Source organism: Rhodococcus sp. 06-462-5 (assembly GCF_002258315.1).
Lineage (GTDB): Bacteria > Actinomycetota > Actinomycetes > Mycobacteriales > Mycobacteriaceae > Rhodococcoides.
Genome location: NZ_NOYD01000054.1, coordinates 66,587 through 87,529 on the forward strand (window position 1 = coordinate 66,587; position 20,943 = coordinate 87,529).

Annotated in this window: 21 protein-coding genes and 1 pseudogene; 11 read left to right on the plus strand and 11 right to left on the minus strand. The window is 62.3% G+C overall.

The window, feature by feature from the left end; all coding sequences use genetic code 11:
* Positions 1-2: 2 nt before the first annotated feature.
* From CH251_RS24810 to CH251_RS24825, 4 genes are read left to right on the plus strand one after another with little or no spacing between them, the layout of a single operon-like run.
* Positions 3-704, plus strand: coding sequence for an HAD family phosphatase (locus tag CH251_RS24810; protein ID WP_052047793.1), 702 nt, complete (start codon positions 3-5; stop codon positions 702-704).
* The gene (locus tag CH251_RS24815) at positions 701-2,344 is read left to right on the plus strand and encodes an MFS transporter (protein WP_015586112.1); all 1,644 of its coding nucleotides are present in this window, start codon (positions 701-703) and stop codon (positions 2,342-2,344) included. The genes CH251_RS24810 and CH251_RS24815 overlap by 4 nt, the downstream gene beginning before the upstream one ends.
* On the plus strand, positions 2,341-4,002 hold the full coding sequence (locus CH251_RS24820; protein WP_015586111.1) for an FAD-dependent monooxygenase: 1,662 nt from the start codon (positions 2,341-2,343) through the stop codon (positions 4,000-4,002). The genes CH251_RS24815 and CH251_RS24820 overlap by 4 nt, the downstream gene beginning before the upstream one ends.
* Complete coding sequence (locus CH251_RS24825; protein ID WP_015586110.1) at positions 3,999-4,997, plus strand: aldo/keto reductase; 999 nt, start codon at positions 3,999-4,001, stop codon at positions 4,995-4,997. The genes CH251_RS24820 and CH251_RS24825 overlap by 4 nt, the downstream gene beginning before the upstream one ends.
* 842 nt (positions 4,998-5,839) lie before the next feature.
* Here CH251_RS24825 and CH251_RS24835 read toward each other — a convergent pair.
* Together CH251_RS24835 and CH251_RS27655 are read right to left on the minus strand one after the other, a co-directional pair.
* Positions 5,840-6,433 (minus strand): hypothetical protein, encoded by a 594-nt coding sequence (locus tag CH251_RS24835; protein ID WP_141214635.1) that lies wholly within the window; start codon positions 6,431-6,433, stop codon positions 5,840-5,842.
* Complete coding sequence (locus CH251_RS27655) at positions 6,409-6,573, minus strand: hypothetical protein (RefSeq protein ID WP_155289035.1); 165 nt, start codon at positions 6,571-6,573, stop codon at positions 6,409-6,411. Before CH251_RS27655 ends, CH251_RS24835 begins: the two co-directional genes overlap by 25 nt.
* A gap of 307 nt (positions 6,574-6,880) precedes the next feature.
* Here CH251_RS27655 and CH251_RS28035 point away from each other — a divergent pair, with 307 nt between their 5' ends.
* Both CH251_RS28035 and CH251_RS28040 read left to right on the plus strand, forming a co-directional pair.
* A complete protein-coding gene (locus CH251_RS28035) occupies positions 6,881-7,504 on the plus strand; it encodes a hypothetical protein (protein WP_230591901.1) in 624 nt (207 codons plus the stop codon).
* A 38-nt stretch (positions 7,505-7,542) separates the two neighbouring features.
* The gene (locus CH251_RS28040) at positions 7,543-7,908 is read left to right on the plus strand and encodes an Lsr2 family protein (RefSeq protein ID WP_015586104.1); all 366 of its coding nucleotides are present in this window, start codon (positions 7,543-7,545) and stop codon (positions 7,906-7,908) included.
* A gap of 351 nt (positions 7,909-8,259) precedes the next feature.
* Here CH251_RS28040 and CH251_RS24845 read toward each other — a convergent pair whose 3' ends face one another.
* A complete protein-coding gene (locus CH251_RS24845; protein ID WP_015586103.1) occupies positions 8,260-8,889 on the minus strand; it encodes a TetR/AcrR family transcriptional regulator in 630 nt (209 codons plus the stop codon).
* 875 nt (positions 8,890-9,764) lie between these two features.
* Between CH251_RS24845 and istA the strand changes: the two genes are divergently transcribed.
* Together istA and istB are read left to right on the plus strand one after the other, a co-directional pair.
* Positions 9,765-11,309, plus strand: a complete 1,545-nt coding sequence (gene istA, locus CH251_RS24850) for an IS21 family transposase (RefSeq protein WP_037185688.1) — start codon at positions 9,765-9,767, stop codon at positions 11,307-11,309.
* Between the two features lie 58 nt (positions 11,310-11,367).
* Positions 11,368-12,123, plus strand: coding sequence for an IS21-like element helper ATPase IstB (gene istB, locus CH251_RS24855; protein WP_032407552.1), 756 nt, complete (start codon positions 11,368-11,370; stop codon positions 12,121-12,123).
* Positions 12,124-12,448: 325 nt separating this feature from the next.
* On the opposite strand, the gene CH251_RS24860 is transcribed toward istB, so the two are convergent.
* The 4 genes from CH251_RS24860 to CH251_RS24875 all read right to left on the minus strand — a co-directional run bounded on the left by CH251_RS24860 (position 12,449) and on the right by CH251_RS24875 (position 15,728).
* Positions 12,449-13,468: an ATP-binding protein gene (locus CH251_RS24860; protein WP_032364995.1), complete on the minus strand. Its 1,020-nt coding sequence runs from the start codon at positions 13,466-13,468 to the stop codon at positions 12,449-12,451.
* Entirely contained in the window at positions 13,465-14,535 is a 1,071-nt protein-coding gene (locus tag CH251_RS24865) for an ATPase AAA (RefSeq protein ID WP_015586100.1), read from the minus strand. Before CH251_RS24865 ends, CH251_RS24860 begins: the two co-directional genes overlap by 4 nt.
* A 63-nt stretch (positions 14,536-14,598) precedes the next feature.
* Entirely contained in the window at positions 14,599-15,228 is a 630-nt protein-coding gene (locus CH251_RS24870; RefSeq protein ID WP_015586099.1) for an RES family NAD+ phosphorylase, read from the minus strand.
* Positions 15,225-15,728, minus strand: coding sequence for a hypothetical protein (locus tag CH251_RS24875; protein ID WP_015586098.1), 504 nt, complete (start codon positions 15,726-15,728; stop codon positions 15,225-15,227). The genes CH251_RS24870 and CH251_RS24875 overlap by 4 nt, the downstream gene beginning before the upstream one ends.
* Positions 15,729-16,041: 313 nt before the next feature.
* Here CH251_RS24875 and CH251_RS24880 point away from each other — a divergent pair, with 313 nt between their 5' ends.
* A complete protein-coding gene (locus tag CH251_RS24880) occupies positions 16,042-16,662 on the plus strand; it encodes a hypothetical protein (RefSeq protein WP_032364994.1) in 621 nt (206 codons plus the stop codon).
* A 21-nt stretch (positions 16,663-16,683) separates the two neighbouring features.
* Here CH251_RS24880 and CH251_RS24885 read toward each other — a convergent pair whose 3' ends face one another.
* The 3 genes from CH251_RS24885 to CH251_RS24895 form a co-directional block, all read right to left on the minus strand.
* The gene (locus CH251_RS24885; RefSeq protein ID WP_371828030.1) at positions 16,684-16,932 is read right to left on the minus strand and encodes a type II toxin-antitoxin system RelE/ParE family toxin; all 249 of its coding nucleotides are present in this window, start codon (positions 16,930-16,932) and stop codon (positions 16,684-16,686) included.
* Positions 16,933-16,958: 26 nt separating this feature from the next.
* On the minus strand, positions 16,959-17,246 hold the full coding sequence (locus CH251_RS24890) for a type II toxin-antitoxin system Phd/YefM family antitoxin (RefSeq protein ID WP_230591632.1): 288 nt from the start codon (positions 17,244-17,246) through the stop codon (positions 16,959-16,961).
* A gap of 177 nt (positions 17,247-17,423) precedes the next feature.
* Complete coding sequence (locus tag CH251_RS24895; RefSeq protein WP_015586094.1) at positions 17,424-17,966, minus strand: hypothetical protein; 543 nt, start codon at positions 17,964-17,966, stop codon at positions 17,424-17,426.
* Between the two features lie 64 nt (positions 17,967-18,030).
* Here CH251_RS24895 and CH251_RS24900 point away from each other — a divergent pair, with 64 nt between their 5' ends.
* Positions 18,031-18,330 (plus strand): hypothetical protein, encoded by a 300-nt coding sequence (locus CH251_RS24900; RefSeq protein WP_015586093.1) that lies wholly within the window; start codon positions 18,031-18,033, stop codon positions 18,328-18,330.
* Positions 18,331-18,364: 34 nt separating this feature from the next.
* Here CH251_RS24900 and CH251_RS24905 read toward each other — a convergent pair whose 3' ends face one another.
* A complete protein-coding gene (locus CH251_RS24905; protein WP_052049375.1) occupies positions 18,365-19,993 on the minus strand; it encodes a hypothetical protein in 1,629 nt (542 codons plus the stop codon).
* Between the two features lie 110 nt (positions 19,994-20,103).
* On the opposite strand from CH251_RS24905, the pseudogene CH251_RS24910 reads away from it, so the two are divergent.
* A pseudogene (locus CH251_RS24910) lies at positions 20,104-20,810 on the plus strand (transposase); the annotation flags it as partial.
* Positions 20,811-20,943: the final 133 nt, after the last annotated feature.

Genomic DNA, 20,943 nt, shown 5'->3' on the forward strand with positions numbered 1-20,943 from the left:
CGATGTCCGACAACAGTATCGACACCGGTCCCCTCGTTCTCGTCGTCGACTACGGCGGCGTCCTGACCAACCCCATCGCCGACACCATCGCGGCGTTCACCGAGTACATGTCCGTGCAACCGGAGGACCTGATGGGTGCCCTGTTCACCGCGCACGATGACCCGGACGAAACGATCATGGCCCCGCTCGAACGCGGCGAAATCACCGAAGCGGCCTTCCTCGACCGAGTCGGATCGGCACTGGAAACCATGACCGGACGCGCTATCGACCTGTCACAGTTCCGGCCGGCATGGTTCTCCGGCCGGGTCCCCAACTCGGAACTTCTCGACTACTTGCACACGCTGAAATCCGAAGGACGAACTCTGGGACTGTTGACCAACAACGTCCGAGAATGGGAACCCGAGTGGCGAGGAATCGTCCCCACAGGCCTGTTCAGCGTCGAGGTCGTCTCCGCGAACGAAGGTGTCCGCAAACCCGAACCCGAAATCTACCGCCGGACGACCGAACGACTCGGCGTCCCTGCCGCTCGATGCCTGTTCGTCGACGACGACCTACGCAATTGCCAAGCCGCCCGAGCGCACGGAATGCAGATACATCACTTCACCGACACCGCGGGAGCCATCGAGGCAATCGACGCCTGGTTCGGACGCCAGCAGCCGGCCGCGCAACCCACCGCGGACGCGCTCCTCGAGGAGTCCGCATGAGCACCCCCGAACCGCTGCAGTCGGCCCCCGAACGCTGGTGGACGCTGACAGCGGTCTGCCTCGGAACATTCATGCTGTTCTTGGACCTCACCGTCGTCAACGTCGCACTGCCCGCGATACAACGAGACCTCTCGGCCAGCTTCGAGCAGTTGCAATGGGTGATCGACGCCTACGCCCTGGCACTGGCCGCGTTTCTGCTCACCGCCGGCTCGATCGCGGACAGACTGGGCCGCACCCGGATCTTCGCCGTCGGCGCGCTGGCCTTCACCCTCGCGTCCGTGGCTTGCGGTCTCGCTGGGTCAGCAACTCTGCTCAACGCAGCACGTGGAGTTCAAGGCCTCGGCGCGGCCATCATGTACGCCGTCGGCCCAGCGATGATCGCAGCGACGTTCCACGGCCGCCAACGAGGAACCGCCTTCGGCATCTTCGGGGCCACCTCGGGCATCGCCATCGCTGCGGGACCGTTGATCGGAGGCATCCTCACCGAAGTGGACTGGCGATGGGTGTTCTACCTCAATATCCCTGTGGGACTGATCATTCTGGCCGTCGTCGCTCTGAAAGTCCGGGACCACCAGACATCGACCGCGCGCCGCGGTCTCGACCCCCTCGGTCTGGCACTGTTCTCCGCAGGTCTGTTCGCGTTGATCTTTGCAATCATCCGGGCACCCGTCGTGGGATGGACCGACCCACGTACCGCGGTAGCGTTGGCGGTCGGTGTGCTCGCCCTCCTCGGCTTCGCTGTGGTCGAGCGCCGCGTCCGCAATCCCATGCTCGACATGGTCCTGTTCGGAAACCGTTCCTTCAACGGCCTGTCCGCGGCAACGTTTGCGATCAACTTCGCCGTCACGGCCACCATCTTGTTCTCGGTGCTGTGGATGCAAGGCGTGCTGGGCTACTCGGCTATCGAGACCGGATTGAGGTTCCTGCCGCTTACCGGCGTCCTGCTGATATCCGGTGCCGTGGGCGGAATACTGAGCGCCCGGATCTCGACATCGATTCTGATCGGAATCTCGCTGTTGTGCACAGGAATCGGGTTTCTGTTGTTTCGATTCGCGGACGTCGGTGACAGCTGGACGGCGTTGTTACCGGGGTTTGTGATCGCGGGACTCGGTATGGGACTACACAATCCACCCCGTGCGAGCGCGGCAGTGGCTCTCGTTCGGGCCGAAGACTCAGGGATGGGAGCTGGGATCAACGAGACATTCCAGCAGGTCGGTGCGGCATTGGGCGTGGCGGTACTCGGAGCTTTGGCTCATCGCACCATCGAATCCGAACTCGACACCGCGTACGGATCCGCCCTGACTCCGGCCCAGCTCGACGCCACCGTCGACGCCGTGGCCTCCGGGGCCGTCGCGGCGCTGCAAGAGACCGGGCAGGACGTTGGGGTGGCAGCAGAAATCGCGTTCATCTCGGCGCTGCATCAGGTCACGACGATCGCGGGAATCGTCACCCTCATCGGTGCGATCGCGGCATTCACCCTCATCAGACGCAAGGACTTCCTCGTCGACCCCGCGGCAGCAGACCCGCACGCAGCGGCCTCTCCCCTACCCCGCGACGCGCCGTCCACCGGATACGAGGACGTGATCTCGGCCGAACAATCCAGCCTCGCCCCGCCTCGCCCGTCAGGAGTCCGGACATGACCGAGCACACCGTCCTCATCGTCGGCGCGGGCCCCACAGGTCTGACGCTTGCTTGCGAGCTCGCCCGCAGGAACGTCGACCACATGATTATCGACGGCAAGTCGGGGCCCTCGACCGAACCGAAAGCCCTCGTACTCTGGAGTGCCGCCCAGGAGAGCCTGCGCATCCTCGGTGTCGATCCCGCGGTATTCGATGCCGGCGTCACTCTCGACCGAGCGTCGTACTGGTCGAAAGGGTCACAGATCGGCCACGTCGACTTCACCGGCCTCGACCAGCCCGGCCTGCACAAACCACTGTCCCTTCCGCAGCCCCTCGTCGAGGCAGCTCTCCTCGAGCTCTACCAGGCGCTGGGAGGTACGGTCCGCTGGCGGCACAAGTTCCTCGGTGCCCTCGATCCGGACCCTGCCGGGCCCAGCGACGGGGCGAGGGCGTCATTGGTCGGTCCGAGCGGAATCCGCTTCACCACAACAGCAGAGTGGATCGTGGGCACCGACGGTGCACACAGCACCGTGCGGAAAACAGCGGCCATCGACTTCGACGGCGACAGCTACGACGACGCTTTTCTGCTGGTGGACGGCACCCTAGAAACCGATGGGTCGGTCGGGGAGGCTCAGTACCATCTCCACCCGGACGGGGTGACGGTCGTCGTCCCGCTCCCAGGTGGTGGACACCGGGTATTTCTCGGACACCGTCAGTCCGCTTCCCCTGCGCTCATACCGCCGACTCAGATCACCGATCGCGCCAACATCATGCTCGGCCAACGCGGCCTCGGCCGCTTCCGGGTCAGTAATGTGCTTTGGCAGAGCGACTTTCGAGTACACCGGAGACTGTCCTCGCGCTACGTGTCGGGCCGATTCATCCTTGCCGGCGACGCTGCACATATTCACAGTCCTGCGGGAGGTCAAGGTATGAACACCGGAATACAGGACGCGGCGAATCTCGCGTGGAAACTTGCAGCAGTAGCGGTCGACGGAGCCGATGCAGCACTACTCGAAACATATGAACTCGAACGACGACCCGTCGCAGAATCGGTCGCCGCGATGACCGATCTTCAGACGAAACTGTGGACAACTCGTGCTGCCGTTTCGCGGTGGATCCGCGACCGAATCCTCGGAATCCTCTCGGCGACAGGGCTCCTCACCCGGCGTGTCGTTCCTCAACTGGCGCAGATCGATACGGCCTACGGCCCGTCAGTGGCCCGCGGGGGCGGGCGCGGTCGAACCATCTCGCCGGGCAAGTTCCTGCCCCCGCATCCCGTCCAGTTCGACGGAGAGGTCGACAAGTTGCTGCCCGACCTCCTCGATGACCGACGAGTCCTGGCGCTGGCCACCATCACCAGTATCGACGAACTCCGGGCCTTACATGCCATCCTCGACTCGTGGGGGTCGCGGCTGCACGTCGTGGTCGTGGTCCACTCCCCCACCACACTTCTGAGCGCAACTCCCACCGTGATCGACACCCACGAGATCGTTTCGAGCGAGCTCGGACAGGGCGGTGTCGCTGTCGTGCGTCCCGACCGCATAGTGGGCATGACCGGCTCGCTGCAGAACCCTGCAGCCATACGGACCTACCTCACCGCAGTGGCCGGACCCGCGGACACACAGGCAGTCGAACGCGGTCGACCCGAAACGAGCGCCTCCAAGGAGACAGCATCATGACCGACTTCCCACACGTGAACCTCGGAACAGGCCTCGAAGTATCCGCACTCGGATTCGGCGGCATGGCATTGACCTCGATGTACGGCGAATCCGACCCCGACCAAGCACTGAAGACCCTGCATCACGCCGTCAACCTCGGCATCGACTTCATCGACACCGCAGATGTGTACGGCCTCGGGACCAACGAGGAACTGATCGGCAGACTCCTCGCCGACCGTCGCGACGAGGTCACCGTCGCCACCAAATTCGGTATCGATACCTCCGTAACCGAACCCGGCCGCAGAAGCCGCGGAGACAGGGCTTACGTCCGCCAGTGCATCGACAACAGCCTGCGTCGCCTCGACGTGGACGTCGTCGACCTCTACTACCTTCACCGGGTCGACCCACACATCCCGATCGACGACACCATCGGAGCGATGGCCGAGCTCATCGCCGACGGAAAAGTCCGGCACATCGGAGTATCGGAAGTAACCGCCCCCGAACTAGAACGAGCGCACCGGACCCATCCGCTCGCCGCGGTCCAGTCCGAATGGAGCTTGTTCAGCCGCGACGTCGAGAACGCCATCGTCCCGACCGCAGCTCGACTCGGCATCGGATTCGTTCCCTACTCCCCACTGGGACGCGGAATGCTCACCGGAAAAGTGAAACAGGAACAGCTCGGCGACAACGACTTTCGGCGGTATCTACCCCGCTTTCAACTCGACGCATTCGAAACGAACACCGACGCCCTCGCCCCATTGACAGACATCGCGTCACAGCACGGATCCACGCCCGCCCAGATCGCATTGGCGTGGCTACGGGTGAAAGGTACACAGTTCGCGCTGCCCGTCGTTCCGATACCCGGCACTCGGAATGCGGATCGGGTCACCGAAAACGCGGGCTCGGTGCACATCGAACTCACCGCGGACCAGCTCGCCGTCCTCGACACCCTCGCCGACGCCGTCACCGGAACCCGAGCACCCGACATGAGTTGGGTATCAGCCGGCCGCGAATGACACGGGCACAACTGCACGGCACAGCCGCATTCCCGCCCCGTCGATCAGATCGACGGGCGGGAATTGTGCCGCCGGGAACCGGAGCGTCACTGCGCCGAAATGCCCGAATTGCGATGACTCCAACTACGGCCACGACGAAAGCGCCAGTGGCCCAGGGGATCCACGCGGGGTTGGCTCCCAACACGCTTCCCGTGGTCAACAGAAGAGTGACCCACACGGTTGCGGCGACGATATTCAACACCGCGAACCTCGAGAACGACAACGAGGAACCCGCAGCGAGACGTGGCCCCAAGGTCCTCGCGCCTCCGACGAAATGCGTGGTCACTGTCCCGACGCGCGCATCCCCCGAAAACAACTGACGTGCCCGAGCAAGCACCCTGTTGATCAGGCGCGCAAAGCGGCCTGCGCCGGCGATATCAGCGCGACACGATCCACGCCTGATGGACCGAAAGGCCAGCTGAGCCCCTGCTGTCGACGAAGCGATCAGGACGATCGCCGTCACGACGGGATCAAGTTCGCCCAGCCCCACGAGAGCACCGACCGCCAGAACCGTGCCAGTACCCGGGAGGAGAAACCCGACGAGCAAGCCGGATTCCACCAAGAGGATTGCGGCAGCCACGAGCAGAACCATCGGAGCACACCAGGAAGCGATTGAGGCTATGACATCGATGAACAGATCCATCAGATCCCCACGTCCAACGGTGACGGCCGCTGCCATCAAATACGAGTATTAACTCGTAGAATACCATTCGTCTGGATTCGCCGCCTGCGATAGCGTGACTACCGAGACAGAACTGCGGGGCTCAGGTGTGGCCCAGCGCAATAAGCGGCTGCTTCAACACCTACTCGCCTCTGAGCGTTGCCGACACCGATTCCCGTCCGCTTCTGCGGTCGAACGCCGCGAAGCAATCGGCGACAGCGTGCGCCCGATCCAGCGCCGAAGGAAATTCCGCGAGCTGCACATTCCACAATTCGCAGCACACCTCCAGCCGCGGAATGTTGGTTGCGGGGATCCCATGGGCACCGGCGGTCAACGCCGCGATATCTGCGGGCAGGTGGTGCCAACGCGACCGGACACCATGCCGGTGAAAGACCTTGCTCAAAAATGCCGCATGGATCTCCGGATCTGCGCCGCCGAGCGTGTTTCCAGCCAACACATCACTGAGCGCCGCGAGCTCCGTTCCAATGGTCAACGCGTCATGCTGCGCCTTTTCCACCAGCCGTCGACGGTGGTATCCGCTGAGCTGCAGGAATGTTGAATCCGCCCGTTCGAGCTGTGCCGATGTCAAAGGCAGCGCGAGATCCCACACCCTCCCGGATGCACCGTCGATCGCGGCGAGCTCGAAGGCCTCGTGAGCCTCGAACGACGGCCCCGTGGTGTGGACGTCAACAACGACGAGCTGCCGGCCCCTCATCCCCGCAACTCCCCCTGCCACACCGAATCGATACACGGCACACCCACGCCGGCAGTATCGACGTCGAATTCGGTCATCACCGCGGCGAACCTGTCCACGACGTGTCCTACGGCGTCCCCGCTTCCGTCGACGTTCACATCTCCACCGCTCTTGTCTCGCATGATCATTCACCCCCACCGATAGGCCAAGGCCCCTGTTGGCTGTCTCTGTCGATGCACACTAGCGTCAGGACCGGACACCACGAACAGCTCGAATTCTCATCCGCAGGCCAACGGGTCTGCCGTTCAAACGGTTGTCAGCCCTAACTACCAGTGACATCGCCCCCCAACACGAGGACCATCAGAAGCGGCCTGGCCGCAACGACCAGCTCAGCGGGTTCGCGGTTGCACCTCAGGTATCTCCACCCGTCGATTTGAGTCAAGGACGACGAGTTACAGCGGGGGCATGTGCCTGCTGCGACGAACACTCGTGGAGGTTCAGATGGGCGAAATAAAATGCCGACCGTTAATCCTGATCAGGGGGTTCGGCGGCGTCGATGTCGCTGATGATCAGCGTAGTGCGTATCAGGGATACAACGACGGCACGGTCTACCCCACCAAGCGTGGTGACAACTACATCTACGAGGGCTTCCTGCTCCGCGCACTGAAAGCGAAGAGGTACCGCTACACAGACGCGACCAACGTTGTGGGCTACTACGCGCAGAATGTCGAAGGACCCGCCGACACGGGCGAATACGACCCCTCTGATGTAGGCGGCAGCGTTGTCATCGATCCGCGCACGGCCGCGCGCGTTCTCAACGAGGCCACTTCCGGGACGATATGGGTGTACCGATTTTACGACCTCTCGCCGCGGACCCTGGCCCGATACGCGGAAGGGCTGGTCCGCCTCATTTCCCTGATCGAACGGTCGTCAGAACAGCACAACCAGACATTCGACGGCGTCGACGTCATCGCCCGACTAGTAACTTGGGCTTCATCGCCGACCACGAATGGAGCGCTGCCCATAATCGCACTCTCTCGATCCTGCATCCGAACCACGCGCGCCGCACCCACAGTTGTCACGACCACGCAGACCCGTTATACGCTCACTTAGCTGTCTTCCATACATTTTTGCGAGAGGGTTTCTTCACTGTGGCCAAGCTAGAAACGATTCAATTGGTCGACGACATCGACGGATCGGTCATCGACGACTCCGGTGAAACGATCGAGTTCGCGGTCCAGGGCGTCGAGTACGTGATCGACTTGAAAGCAAAGAACGCCAGCGAGTTTCACAGAAAGCTCGACTACTACATCAAGCACGCCGCGCGGGTTGGCGGACGCAAACGTAAACCCTTCCCCGCAACCGCGTCGACGCCTTCGACAGCCGGGACACCGGCCAAGCGTGACCCGGCGCAGACTCGCGCAATTCGGCAGTGGGCGGCGGACAACGGTCACGAGATCGGCGATCGAGGCCGCATCCCCACCGACATCGAAGAGGCGTACAACGCCGCACACTGACAGCCCAGGAAACTCACCTGGCACGTCATCGAACGCCGGATCACCGACGCGCTCCGAACGATGTTGGTCACCGGCTCGACTACCCGAAAGGGCGATTCGGATGTGCGCACGATCGGCTCTGCGATCAGCGGGTGCAGCGGCGATACCCAGTCTGCTGCCGACTGACGTAACAGGCCCAAGGCAAAGACCGCGTCCGGTGTCCGGGCGACCACCCCTGAAGGGCTCACACACATCTCTCGTACGCCGACACCGGTGCCCCACGACAACGTGAGCTGGCCCGGCTCGTCGCCCACTACCGGCCGCGGGTAACCGGCGGAGATCAAGGCTTCCCGGAGTCCCCGCCACCGCTGTTCATACCGCCACTGCACCGGCAGCCGCGATCACGGGCCCCGTCAACCGCAGGACGGTGTCGAGATCGCCGCCGTCACCGAAGCCCCCCGGCCCGGCGGTGGTCGTCACGCCGCACACGATGGCCATGACAGCATCGGCAGTGTCCACCGATATCGTCGGCAGCCTGCCGTTGCTGGTCAGAAGGGCCAGGACCGCGGCCCTGAGAGGGTGGTAGGTCGCGGCCCGTGCGACGTCCTCGTAGTGGAGGTCGGTCCACAACACCGCTGCTGCCCTCAGAGACCAATACCGTTTCGCATGAGTGAAGTAGCCGCCGAGCAAGTCCTGAACATCGGCCACAGTGTCTCCTGTAGACGGGCGATGCGCCCGGAGGAACTCGCATTGTCGAGCAGCCTGGTCGACCACTGCATGAACAACAGCGTCCTTCGATGGGAAGTGGAAGTACATGCCCCCTTTGGTCACCCCTGCAGCCTGTATCAGGTCGTTGACCGTGACGCCGCTTCCCCCACATGCGATGGTTCGAGCCGCACCGGTAATCAACGCGTCACGGGTCCGTTGCGCACGTTTCTGCGGAGGACGCGCGCGATGCTCGGCATTCTCCCGCTCCGAAACCTTCTGATCGGCAACCGTCATGTCACACTCTCTCCGGTCCATCGCCACATAGGACTGCCTTCTACTCCGATTCGCACGCGCGGATCCGACCATCTGTCGGCGACCGAAGCACTACCGTCCCTAGGCGAGGAATTTCGCCATTCCAAAGTCGATCGGCTCCAACAGTCCACGATTATGCCTGCGGAGGTGGACACTTCGAGCACCGGCAAATATTCGGGAGTCGGAACATCTGCTGCCGCGTGAGGCGCAATAGGTACGGAAAAATCTCTCCTTTTTCACCACTCACGTTGCGTCAACCGACCCCAAGTTCTGGATCCGAATACTGTTACGAAATGGATATCAGTGGTGTGGCCTCGATTATCGGAGCTCTCGGTATCGGATCCTTTGCGGGCCAGTACCTGATCGGCAGTCAGCAACGCCGTCAACTGCGTAGCGAGGTTCTCCGGCACTTGGCGAGCACCGAACGCACCCGATGGGCAGGGTCGTCGTCCACTGATCCGTCGTTTCAGCACTTCAAGGACAGTGTCCGCGAGCTTGAGACGGCCGCGATCATTGCACGGGTTCCGCGACGGCCACTGCGTTTGTACATCCAACTGGCCACTGTGGCGCGCCTGACGAGCGACGACGACGTAAAGCAGAAAGACGGTCAGGAAGAAGCCGGGGGAATCAACACTGCGCTGGGGCGATGTGTGCGCTTGTCAGCAGCGTGTCAGCGGTCATGTAATTCCCCAGGTGTGAGGGGTTGTCCGTCACGTAATTCCTCACCCGCTGTCACGTAATTCCCCACCCTGGGGCGTGTCGGTGCGGGGTTCGGGTGCTGCTCAGGTTCGCTCCTGACACGTGGTCCTGCCAAGGGCTCGTGGAAGGGGCCTGAGGTGGCAAGGAAGTCATTCACCGTGAACGATCTCATCGAGATGTTCCGACACTGGAACGCCGGCCGATCCCAAGTCGAGATCCATCAGGCGCTGGGCATCGACCGCAAAACCATCCGCAAGTACCTCCAACCAGCAGTGCGCGACGGTATCGAACCGGCACCGGCAGAGGTGTTCGACGAACAGCTCTGGCGTGAACGCATCGGCCAGTGGTTCCCCGCATTGACCGATCCCGCGGCCCGCGCCTTGACGTGGGAACACATCGCACCGCACCACGAGTGGATCACCGAACAACTCGATGTGCCGGTCACCGTCGCTACCATCGCGCAGCGTCTTCGCGATGATCACCACGTCGATGTCTCCGAATCGACCGTACGACGTTACATCGCAACGGCATTCGCCGAGCAACGGCTCGAAGAGAAAGTCACCGTCCCACGCGGGGCCGTCGAACCGGGCAGCGAAGCACAGATCGACTACGGCAAACTCGGCATGTGGTTCGACCCGAACCTCGGCCGACGAGTGACCGTGTGGGCATTCGTGATGATCCTCGCGTGCTCACGAAAGATGTTCGTCCAACCTGTCTTCCGGATGGACCAGACATCGTGGAACGCCTCGCACGTCGCTGCATTCGAGTTCTTCGGCGGCGTCCCGGCCCGGCTGGTGTGCGACAACCTCAAAACCGGTGTGGAGCGACCCGATCTCTATGACCCGATGATCAACCCCGCCTATCAGGAGCTGGCGAGCTTCTACGGCACCCTCATCGATCCCGCCCGGGCCCGCAAACCCAAGGACAAACCCCGCGTCGAGCGGCCCATGCCCTACATTCGTGACTCGTTCTGGGCGGGCCGCGACTTCACCTCACTCGTACAGATGCAGACCGCGGCATTGCATTGGGCAAGCGAGGTATACGGGCAACATCGACACCGCGGGCTCGACGGCGTGACGCCGTCGGCGATGTTCGAGGCGATCGAACAATCCGCCCTCGCCCCGCTCCCCGTGCGCCCGTTCGAGACCGTCCGATATTCGATCGGCACTGTCGCACCGGACTGCCACGTCAAAGCAGGCGCAGCGTTCTACTCGGTGCCGTGGCGACTGCTCGGGCAGAAGGTCACCGTCCGCACCGCCGGAGACATGGTCCAGGTCTTTCACGACGATACTGTCGCTGCCACTCACGTTCTTCATCTGAGTGGGCGGTCGACGAATTTCGAGCACTACCCACCGCACAAAGTCGCACACACGTTGCGCACCGTCACGTGGTGCCGCAGCCAAGCCGAGCAGATCGGTTCCGGGGCAACGAAAGTCATCGAGGAGCTGTCGACGGTCAACGCCATCCACCGCCTGCGCGCCATCCAGGCGATCATCCGACTCCGCGAGAAATACCCCGACACCCGACTCGATGCGGCCTGCACCCGGGCACTCGAACTCGACGACGTGCACTACCGCACCATCAAAGGACTCCTCGTCGCCGGCACCGAACGAGGAGAGCAGACCGACGATCACCCCTCGGTACCTGCGCCGCCGGCCCTACTCCGCGGACCCGACGCGTTCGACACTCAACAGAGCGCCTGAACTCGACAGCATCTATTCACGCTGCACCACAACCACATTCGAATCCAAGGACATCACTATGACCATTCACGACCCATCCCTGCGGACCGCACTCAAGACATTGAAACTCACCGGCATGCTCGACACCCTCGACGCTCGGCTCGCGCAAACCCGAGACGGGCAACTCGGACACCTCGAGTTCCTGCAAGTGCTCTGCGAAGACGAAATCGCACGCCGAGAATCCGCCGCCCTCACCCGACGAGTGCGCCGAGCGAAGTTCGAGCAGGCCAACACTTTCGAGGACTTCGACTTCACCGTCAGCCCGAAACTCCCTGCTGCGATGCTCCGCGACCTCGCCGCGTTGCGGTGGCTCGACGCCGGGGAATCGGTCATCCTCTACGGGCCCGTCGGTGTCGGGAAAACCCATGTCGCACAGGCGCTCGGCCATCAGGTAGCCCGACGCGGAGGGGACATCCGGTTCGTCAAATGCTCACGCATGCTCGCCGACCTCGCGGGCGGCCACGCCGACCGCACCATAGGACAACGCATGCGCGAATACACCCGTCCCAACGTGCTCATCATCGACGACTTCGCGATGCGAGAGCACACCACCACACAATCCGATGACCTCTACGACCTGGTCTCCGACCGCGCCATCGCCGGCAAACCCCTGATCCTGACCAGCAACAGAGCCCCGAAAGACTGGTACCCACTCTTCCCCAACCCCGTCGTCGCCGAATCCCTCCTCGACAGGCTCATCAACACCAGCCACCAAGTCCTCATGGACGGACCGTCGTATCGACCCCGCAAACGACCCGGCACCAAGACCACCTGACAACCGAGCCCGTCACCGATATCCTCACCACAGCAGCTCCGGACCTGGGGAATTACGTGACAACGACCCCTGGGGAATTACGCGACCGTCGACAGCAGCGCAGCTCAGTCGACTGATGTGGTCGCCGTGGCTCGCCAGAGCAGGCATGAAGCGACGGGTAAACGCGATCGAACGAGAAGCTCAAGGCCTCGACGCTGAGGTCCTCGATGCGGTGGACAGGGCCAAGCAGTTTCACACCTACTACTGAAGCTGCAAAGGGGTTGGTAAACCCGAATTGCAGTTCAGGCGATGCATTTTGCGAACTACCTACGACGGTAGTCGTGTCCTAGCCTGCAGCGATCGCAGCGACGACGTGAGCTGCGGCGATGGTCTCACTTACTGCAGAACACGCTCGTACCAACGCATCCTGCAATACGACCAGCTCCCGGCGGACACTGCGACCGGCCCCGTAGTGGTCGAAGAGATGCTGGAGGGCGTCAGCGTCGATGACGTCGACCGCGCCGAGATTCGGATTTCCCGCGGCCTGGCGGGCCCGCCTACCGATGATCGACCCCAGCGCGGCTGAATTAGCTAAGGCGGGCAGGGTGATTCGCGTGTTCAGGTATTCGCGAGCCTGTTTGTAGTGGGGGCTGTCGATGTAGTCGTTATGGACGGCGACGACACATGCTGCCGGAAGTCGCTCGGCGATCATCCTCAGAGTCAAGCCGAAGAACATTGCGATCCGCGGCTCCGGATCGACGCCGATACCTGGACGACGTATCCACTGGTCCGTGTCATCGAGCACGAGCGTCGGAATCAAGCCACTGCGCGAAATCAGTTCCAGGACCCTGATGGCCTGATCCACGACATCCTCACCTTGCGATGGTTCGTTCACCACGCTGCCGAGCTCGATCGCGAGATTGCCGGCCAACCATGGGAGACCAACCGAGAATTTGACCGGTCGATGTGGGGAACCTCCACGCATTTCCCGAGCAATCTTCTGGACTGCCCGGTTCTCGTCGAGCTGTTTGGCGATGGTGTTGACCAACAGACGCGGGAATTCAGCCGGATCGGAGACGAGGGAGTCGGTCTGAAATCCCATCCTGATCCTCAGTGCTGCAACGTTTTCGGAGTGAAGAGCGTCCATCACGTACTCGGTGATCGAGGACTTACCCGAGCCACTGGCACCGATCAGAGCCACACGCTCACGCCGCCGAACAGCGTCCATGAAGCGCTGCTCGTAGTCACCACTCACGGGGCCAGTGAGGACGTCGAACGGCACATGGACCTGCCACATACGATCCGGATCCGGCGACGGGTCGAAGGCCTTCGAGTCCCGCAATTGACGCAGTAGGGCGTCACTCATTTCTGGTCCTCCGGATCAGCGTGTTCGGTCCGCAGCCATTCCGCCGGCGGAGTCAACTCGTACACCCGCCGCGGCCGCCCGGGACCTGACGAGACTTCGCTGCTCCGGACCAGCCCCTTCTCGTAAAGTTGCTTGAAGACTTGTACAGCACGAGGACGCGTCCACCCCAACGCGGCCAGCAAGTCTTCATCCGATGCGCTGACCGGGCCCCGCACCTTCATTTCGGCCGCCAGCATCGACGCTGGGCGACCCAAAGCCCAGAGCGCATTGTCTCTATCGGCGAGGGCCAGGTAGTTGTCCTCGTACGACCCGGGGTCCTGCAGGAATCCCCGCAGAGCACTTACCAGATCTCGGGGGTTTCGCCCTACCGCATCAGCGAGGGTGCTGGCTTGCGGTTCCATGTCGATTCCCGCGCGGCGAGTGATCAACTTGATGCTTTCCGTTCTCGAGAGCGGGGGTACGTCGACGATCTTCTCGAAGAATGCATCTGCAGGCGGAGTCAGGAGACCTTGACGGTCACTTTCACGCACCGACACCGCCCACAGGTATCCCGTCGCCCACACCTCATCGCGGTACCGCCCGAACAGTGCGTGCCCGGCCGATGCGGTGACGTCGTCGACGATGATCACCGGATACAGCCGCGTCCCAAGCGGAGCAGTGCCGTCGTCGCTTTCTGCTGCCCACCTCCGAAGCGTGGCGTCGATGAACTGCAGGCGAAAGTCACTCAATCGCCGCAGCAAGACGTCGGGCCCGTCACTGTCGACTGCCGGTTCGCCGGTGACCTGTTCTACGACGCGGGCGAGCACGTCACGGCCGTCCGAGATCCCCTCGACCCGAACGAAGCTCATCGGGAAGTCGCCTTCGCGGCGGGCACCGGTGAACGGCTCTCGGCTGTCGAGCTGCAGCTGTCTAAGCAGCGACGTTCGGCCTGTGCCGCGGTCCCCCGTCACCAGAACGTTGAGCTCAGCGTTCAATCCGTCCCATATCGCGGCGAGTTCGTCTCGCCGGCCGACGAACAGTTCGGCGTCGACGGAATTGTCGAGCAGAGGACGTGCGCTGATCTTCATGAGACTTACAGTACTTACTGTAAGTTTCGTTAGCAATACCTTGCGGGCGGTTGACCACGATCGCTACAACAGATCTGGTACGTCCAAGATCGCGACACCAGTTTCTTCACGCCACCGCTCCAGCAGGTCCGCTCGCTCAGACAGGGTGACCGTGGCCTGGACGGTATGACGATGCTCCTCGCCTGCCACCCCCGCTTGCCCGAACAGTGCAATGCACCGCCGGGCATGTTCGAGGTCGTGGCGGGCCCAGTACCGCAGACCCTCGAACCCGGCCTCCCGTAACGCGGCCGCCCACCGCTGCGTCAGCGGATAGTCGGCGGTAGTAAAGATTTCTGCCGTGACTCCGAGCGCGACACCGGTGTTCGCAGTCAGATCAGCGAGCCTGATATCAGCATCCAACGTGATCGTCGACGCTGCACGCGCATCGACCTCGTATCTCGGCACGACCTGTTGGCCACCGAAAATCTCCAGGAGAGTGACCACTTCGTCTTCGGCCAGGTAGCAAGTCCCATCAGGGGCTTCGAGGTCGAACCTGCCGCCGCCATTCGATGAGTACCACCACGGTCCCAGACTGGCCTGATGCGATCGAAACAGCTCGGCCCCAGCCGGGTAGACGCACGACGGAAATCGCTCCGCCAATTCACCGACGGGCTTGGGCTCGAACAGATGAACGACGGCGCGTTCAGCGCTCACGCCGCAAGCCGACTGACCGCAGCCCGGGCAGCGCGAGCAGCCGTAGGAACGTCCCCGTCGAGAAGTGCTTGCCGAGGTGTACGGCCGTCGAGCTCTGGCTGTTCGGTAGTCAGCCACGCGACCGCCAACCATCCACGCGGGTCCTGCCCCGCCCACACACGCAGCACCTCTTGGATGCCGAGAATCGGCTTCGCCGGTTGGGCATCGGTGAAGCCTGCGGCGGCGTAGCCGTATTTGCCGTTGCTGCCGGTCAACCGAAGAACGCGGTTCTCTTTCACAGCCTTGCTCAAGGCAGCACGCGTCCAACCCGCAACGTCGAGGGCCTGACTGGGGGTCAAGATTTCCCCTACGTGCTCACTCCACGCGCGACGCGCCTTGAGGCCGTTGACGATGCCGCCGAGGCCCGCTATTGCATACGCCAGATCACGCTCGTCCGGCGCGCCACTGGCCTCGACCAGCCGGTGCGCCATGACCTCGAAATCCTTCTCGACAGTGGACATACCCTGATCATCCCCGGCTGTTCGCGTCATGTCAACCATGTCAACCTGAATACAGGGATGTGATCGTTAGCGTGCGGGAAGTGTCGTACCTGGCCGGTACGGTCGGGACGCGAAACTCCTGCGACGGGGCAGAGAGTCGAGGTGGGTTGGGAGCGTCTAAATGTCACCGGTGAGCAAGAAACGCAAGGGTGCAGGCAAGGGGTCAGGGCGATCGCGTAGCGGTCCGGGAGCCGCTGCATTGCCAGAATGGGCGCAGCGGGCCGGGTACGTCACACCACCGGTAGCGGGGATCCGTCCCCCTGCGAATCCTGGCGTGACTGCACCGGCAGAAGTGCAGATCATCGACCGGCATTGCCAGATTTGGCAGGCCTACACCGAGGGCGGTTTTTCCGGCACCTGCATTGCTGCGGTGCGTTGCCTGATTCCGGCATTGCGTGACTACGGGATCGAGGCTGAGCCGTTGGTCGTGTACGGGCAGGTGGCGTGGTCGGACGAGCAGTGGGTGGAGCTGGGAAGCCGCACACCGAAATGGGAGTCGGACACATGGTGGACAGGACACCTAGTGTTGTGGATTCCGGCAATGGGCCGGATTGTCGATCCGACCGTCTACCAAGCAAACCGGCGCGGAATGCCGACAACGATCACTCGGGCTCTGGTCTTCTCGATCGGTTCACTAGATCTGATGGAGACAGCGGGAGTGAACAAGGATGGTGCCCTGGTGCAGTACGAACGAGTCATCGGCGCGGACATGAGTTGGTTCGATCGCGATCACGCCGATCGCGAGGCGATCGAAGATGCCCTCCGAATTCTGCGAAGCGCAGTATCCGACTCACTCGGCAGCAAGGCGGACCGAAAATCTGGTTGGATGGAGACCGCGACCCACCCACCATTGGTGGAAGCCTTACGCCTACGAGGCTTGATCTCCGCAACATAATCCGGTAGCTACGCAATCTTCTCAGCGGTAGGCATCTGACCGGTGTGAGATCGCGGTGACCTGCACGATGCGCTGCCCGGCGTCGATCAGATAGAGAACCCGGTAGGTGCCTCTGCGGGCGCTGTAGGCGGGCGAAAGCGGCGGGGCCAGGGGCTTCCCGACCCGCTGCGGATTCTCCAGCAATGCTCCGGTGATGAACTCGTACACCGCAGCGGCGACCTTCTCGGGAAGAGTGTGACTGATAGCGCGAGACGCTGATCGAGCAATCACAAGCCGATACGGCGCTTCAGGCTCACTCACGCGCGGGTAGACCGGCCAGCGACCCGCATGACCTCGGCCAACTCCTTCGCATCGAGACTGTCACCCTCAGGCAGCTCCGCCACGCCCCGAAGATGAGATGTCAGCAGTTCCTGATCCGATAGCACTGCAATGGTCTCCTGCAGCGCATCGAAATCGTCGGCAGCGAGCAACACAGCAGCCCGGTGCCCATTACGGGTGATCTCATACCGGGCGTGGGTTTGTTCTGCATCGTCCACAATCTTGGACAGACGCGCACGCGCATCCGCGACCGGCAAAGTAGTCATGTACATAATTAGAGCGCAAATAGTGCGAGGGTGCAATTGCCGTTCGACGCGACACAGCACTAACTGGTGACCAAAACCCGAAGTTCGCCCATCCGACTTCAGTGCGCGCGGTCAGCGGCGTGGGAATTTCACCACCGCTCTCGGACTCGCTGCAGCCGCCCGAACATGCCGTAGGTCCTAAGATGCATCGTCGAACGGCCCGAATGCCGCTTCGTCCCAATGCCGTTCGAGCGCCGCGTTCCATTCGTCGATATCCGACGCGGAGAACAGATGCATGTTGTGTTCGGTGAGCAAGAACCCGGTGTCGCGCCATGCTTGGAAGTAGGCGGGGTTCTCCCCTGCTTCGCGGGCCTTGTCGATCAGGGAGTCCACGTCCGCCAACAAGTTCTCCTCACTGATCTCCTGCGGCGTGTCAGCAGCTGGGTCGAAGAACAATGGATCGTTCGGCCCGAGATCTCGGCCGAACTTGTCCCGAAACGCCTGTCGCTGCTCTTCGAGAGAGTCGTTGAGCTCCGCACCACCCACCATGTCCTTGCTCCACGACAGAGTGCGCCCACCGTCGGCGTTGGTGCGCCGTTGCACGAACGAGGGATCACCGCTGCGCTCGAGCACCAGCGCAGCGTGCTGCTCACGTGAGACCCCTTGCTGTGCAAGTCGCTTTCGACGTTGCTGGACCTTGCGGGCGCGTTTGTCGCCGGCGGAGGTACGTTTCGATGTCATACCTCCACCGTCTCAGAGATTCTCCAGAACATCCGGTATTCGGCCGATTGCTAACCTTCACGCTATGAGCGCAATCAATCCGAGGGTGGCGTTCGCTGTACCGATGTTTCTCGAAGCGCTGGCCTTGATCGAGTTGGGCCAGCCTCAGCCCGCTGAAGTCCTGGAACATCCGAAGATGATGGCTACCACGATGCTTACTCTGCTCAGTCATGGCGACGACGCGATCTTGGATCTGGGAGATCTTGCGCTCGCGTCGCTTGCCAGGGCTGCGATCGCGCTCTGCGATGCTCCGACTGAATCGGGTGCTGTGGCGACCTACCAACACGCGTTAGACGCGTGGGGTGAGATCAATGCGAACCCATGATCAGAGCGAGACTGGAACAAAATGACCGGCACCATCACACTTGCGGGGGCGTCCTTCGGAACAGCTCGGACAAGCCCTGCAGAGCCATCGTAACCCGATCTACGATTGTCTCGAATTGTTTGTCCGGCTGAAGAGAATTCAGTCCTGCGGCCGACAGCGCAGTCGTAAATTTCGTGCCCTTCATGTGGGCCGAGCCTGCCGATCGGATTCCCTGAAGCTGGCGTAGGGGTCCGACGAGACCATTCGGGTCGGCACCCAAGTTCTCGACGAGTAGCTGTAGGCAGGCAAGCGAAGGACTATTCGTGTCCGCGCCCGAGGACTCTCGAAGAGTCTTGACATCGAGTGCATCCACGATCCCTTTCGACAGAACCATGACACCGTTGTCGCTTTGGCCTTCGGTTGGATTGGTACACAATGCCAAGGCATCGAACGCACGGAGGTCAGCCGGGCCGAGTTGCTTGTACAACGACTCACCGAAGTAGCCAGTGAACGCCTCGATGAGTTCTGCCTTAGCTCGTCTCAGCCGAGCAGGGTCAGGGCGTTCGTCCTCTACCCACTGGCCCGCTAGGTCCCGCACGCTACGTGTGATGGTTATTCCACCGTTCGGCGGGACGTTGTGTGTGAGCCAGTGCTCTCGCTCGGTCTCGGGTAGCCGGATGAGGTGTCCCAGCCACACCTGGACGAGGTTGGCACCGTTGATGTCGACATCGATGGCCCACCGACCGTGGCACGAGACATCGGTCCGCAGCACCGTGTAGCGGTCTGGGTTGTCGCGGTATCGGGTCAGAACATCCGTGTCGAAGAAGACTGGGGTGAGGTAGTTCGCTTCATCGCGCTCGCAACTCAAACGAACCTCGTCGCCGGTCGAGGGGTCGATGTCAACGATGAACGATTGAAACCGCTCAGGCCTTTGCAGATCGTCGGGGTGCTCGCCAGCGGACGCGAACGGCAAAACTGCCTGTTTCCCAACCAACTGCGCTACGAAACCAGGCCCCCGATACGCGTCCCACGCCGTGTAGGCGAACGCTGCGTCTTTGGTGCGAATCTCAAGGTCGATCCGAGCTTCATGCACGCTGTCGTCAGCCCGAGAATGGGCGTGCTGGATCACCAGGCTCATGCTCCGGGCCGCGAGATACTTTCGGAGGTGCCGTGCATTGACTCGAACCTCGTATTCACCAGGATTCGGTCTGACGATCTCGACGACCTCCTCATCGCGGCCCGCGTGATTAGTTCGATACATTGTCTCGTTCGATCGCGTGATCAGGCCCAACCACCATACGAACGACGGCGTGAATTCGATAACGGGTTCTGTGGTTGCCGATGGCACCCAGGACACGTTGACGAACAGATGAAGGTCGTAGCCATCAGGGTTGGAGGTCAAGCCGTCGCGGAAGGCCGGGAGGCGATCAGAGCTGTAACTGGGCTCGCCGAGGTCGTTGATGGACCAATCGGTAGTGGCGAGGAATTTGCGCTGGTCCGATGTCGCCACCAGAAGAGGTTGAAGCGAGCTGTACTTGATTCCGCTCCCTCGATTCCGTAGAACCGAGATCCACTCGGTCGGCTCCGCCTGGATCTCCGAGAGGTAGCTCCTCAGCTGGAGAATCGTGGGCAAAGCCTCATAGCGCTCAAGTGAGCCGGAATTCGGCAGTGGATCGGTCAGCACCCCCTTGATCGTACGGAGGGCAGGCGACCGGGCTGAGAGTCGACTTAGAATGGGCCACCCGTGCTCGCCCGGATGACTAGGGCTGAGCTGCGACATCCAGTCTCGCCAGCGGGAAAATCATGGTCCGCGGCGACTCCGCCTACGGCAACAGCCGCGTCGTACGCGCCTGCATCAAGTTCTCGTTCGTACTGATCAAGAACCGAATCGTCCAACGAGCGATCGCCTCCATCCCTGACACCGCGTGGACGCCCGTGCGCTACCCGGGAGCGGTCCGCGACCCCGACACCGACGGCTGGATCTCCGACGCCGAGGTCGCCGAAACATCGTTCACCGCTTTCTCTTCCACCGCGTATCCTGTTTCTGCACGGTTGATCGTGCGGCGGGTCAAAGACGCCCGCTACCGCGATGCATTGTTTCCGGTGTGGCGGTATCACCCGTTTTTTACCAACAGCACCCTGCCGACGACGACCGCAGATGTCGTCCACCGTGCACACGCGGTCATCGAGACTGTGTTCTCGGATCTGATCGACGGACCGCTCGCGCACATGCCGTCAGGATCGTTTGGCGCGAGCTCTGCCTGGGTGCAGTGCGCAGCGATCGCCCACAACCTGCTGCGCGCCGCCGGAACCGTCTCCGGCGGGCGTCACGCGAAAGCTCGCGGAATAACGCTACGGCGCAAATCGTCAACATTGCCGCGCGTTTCGTGCGGCCACAACGCACACCCACACTGCACCTGCCGCGACACTGGCCGTGGCTCGATGCGTGGCTTCAATTATGGCGCAACATCATTGGCATCAGCCCACCCACACCCGCCTGATCCTCACCCGACCCGCCGACTCGGCCCGAGCAACGACAATCGTGGAAATGCTGGGTAGACCAGCGGACGAAACACGCCCAACCAGTCCCGACCCCACAATTCGGTCATCGACCACAGTGGGTCACCTCAGTCC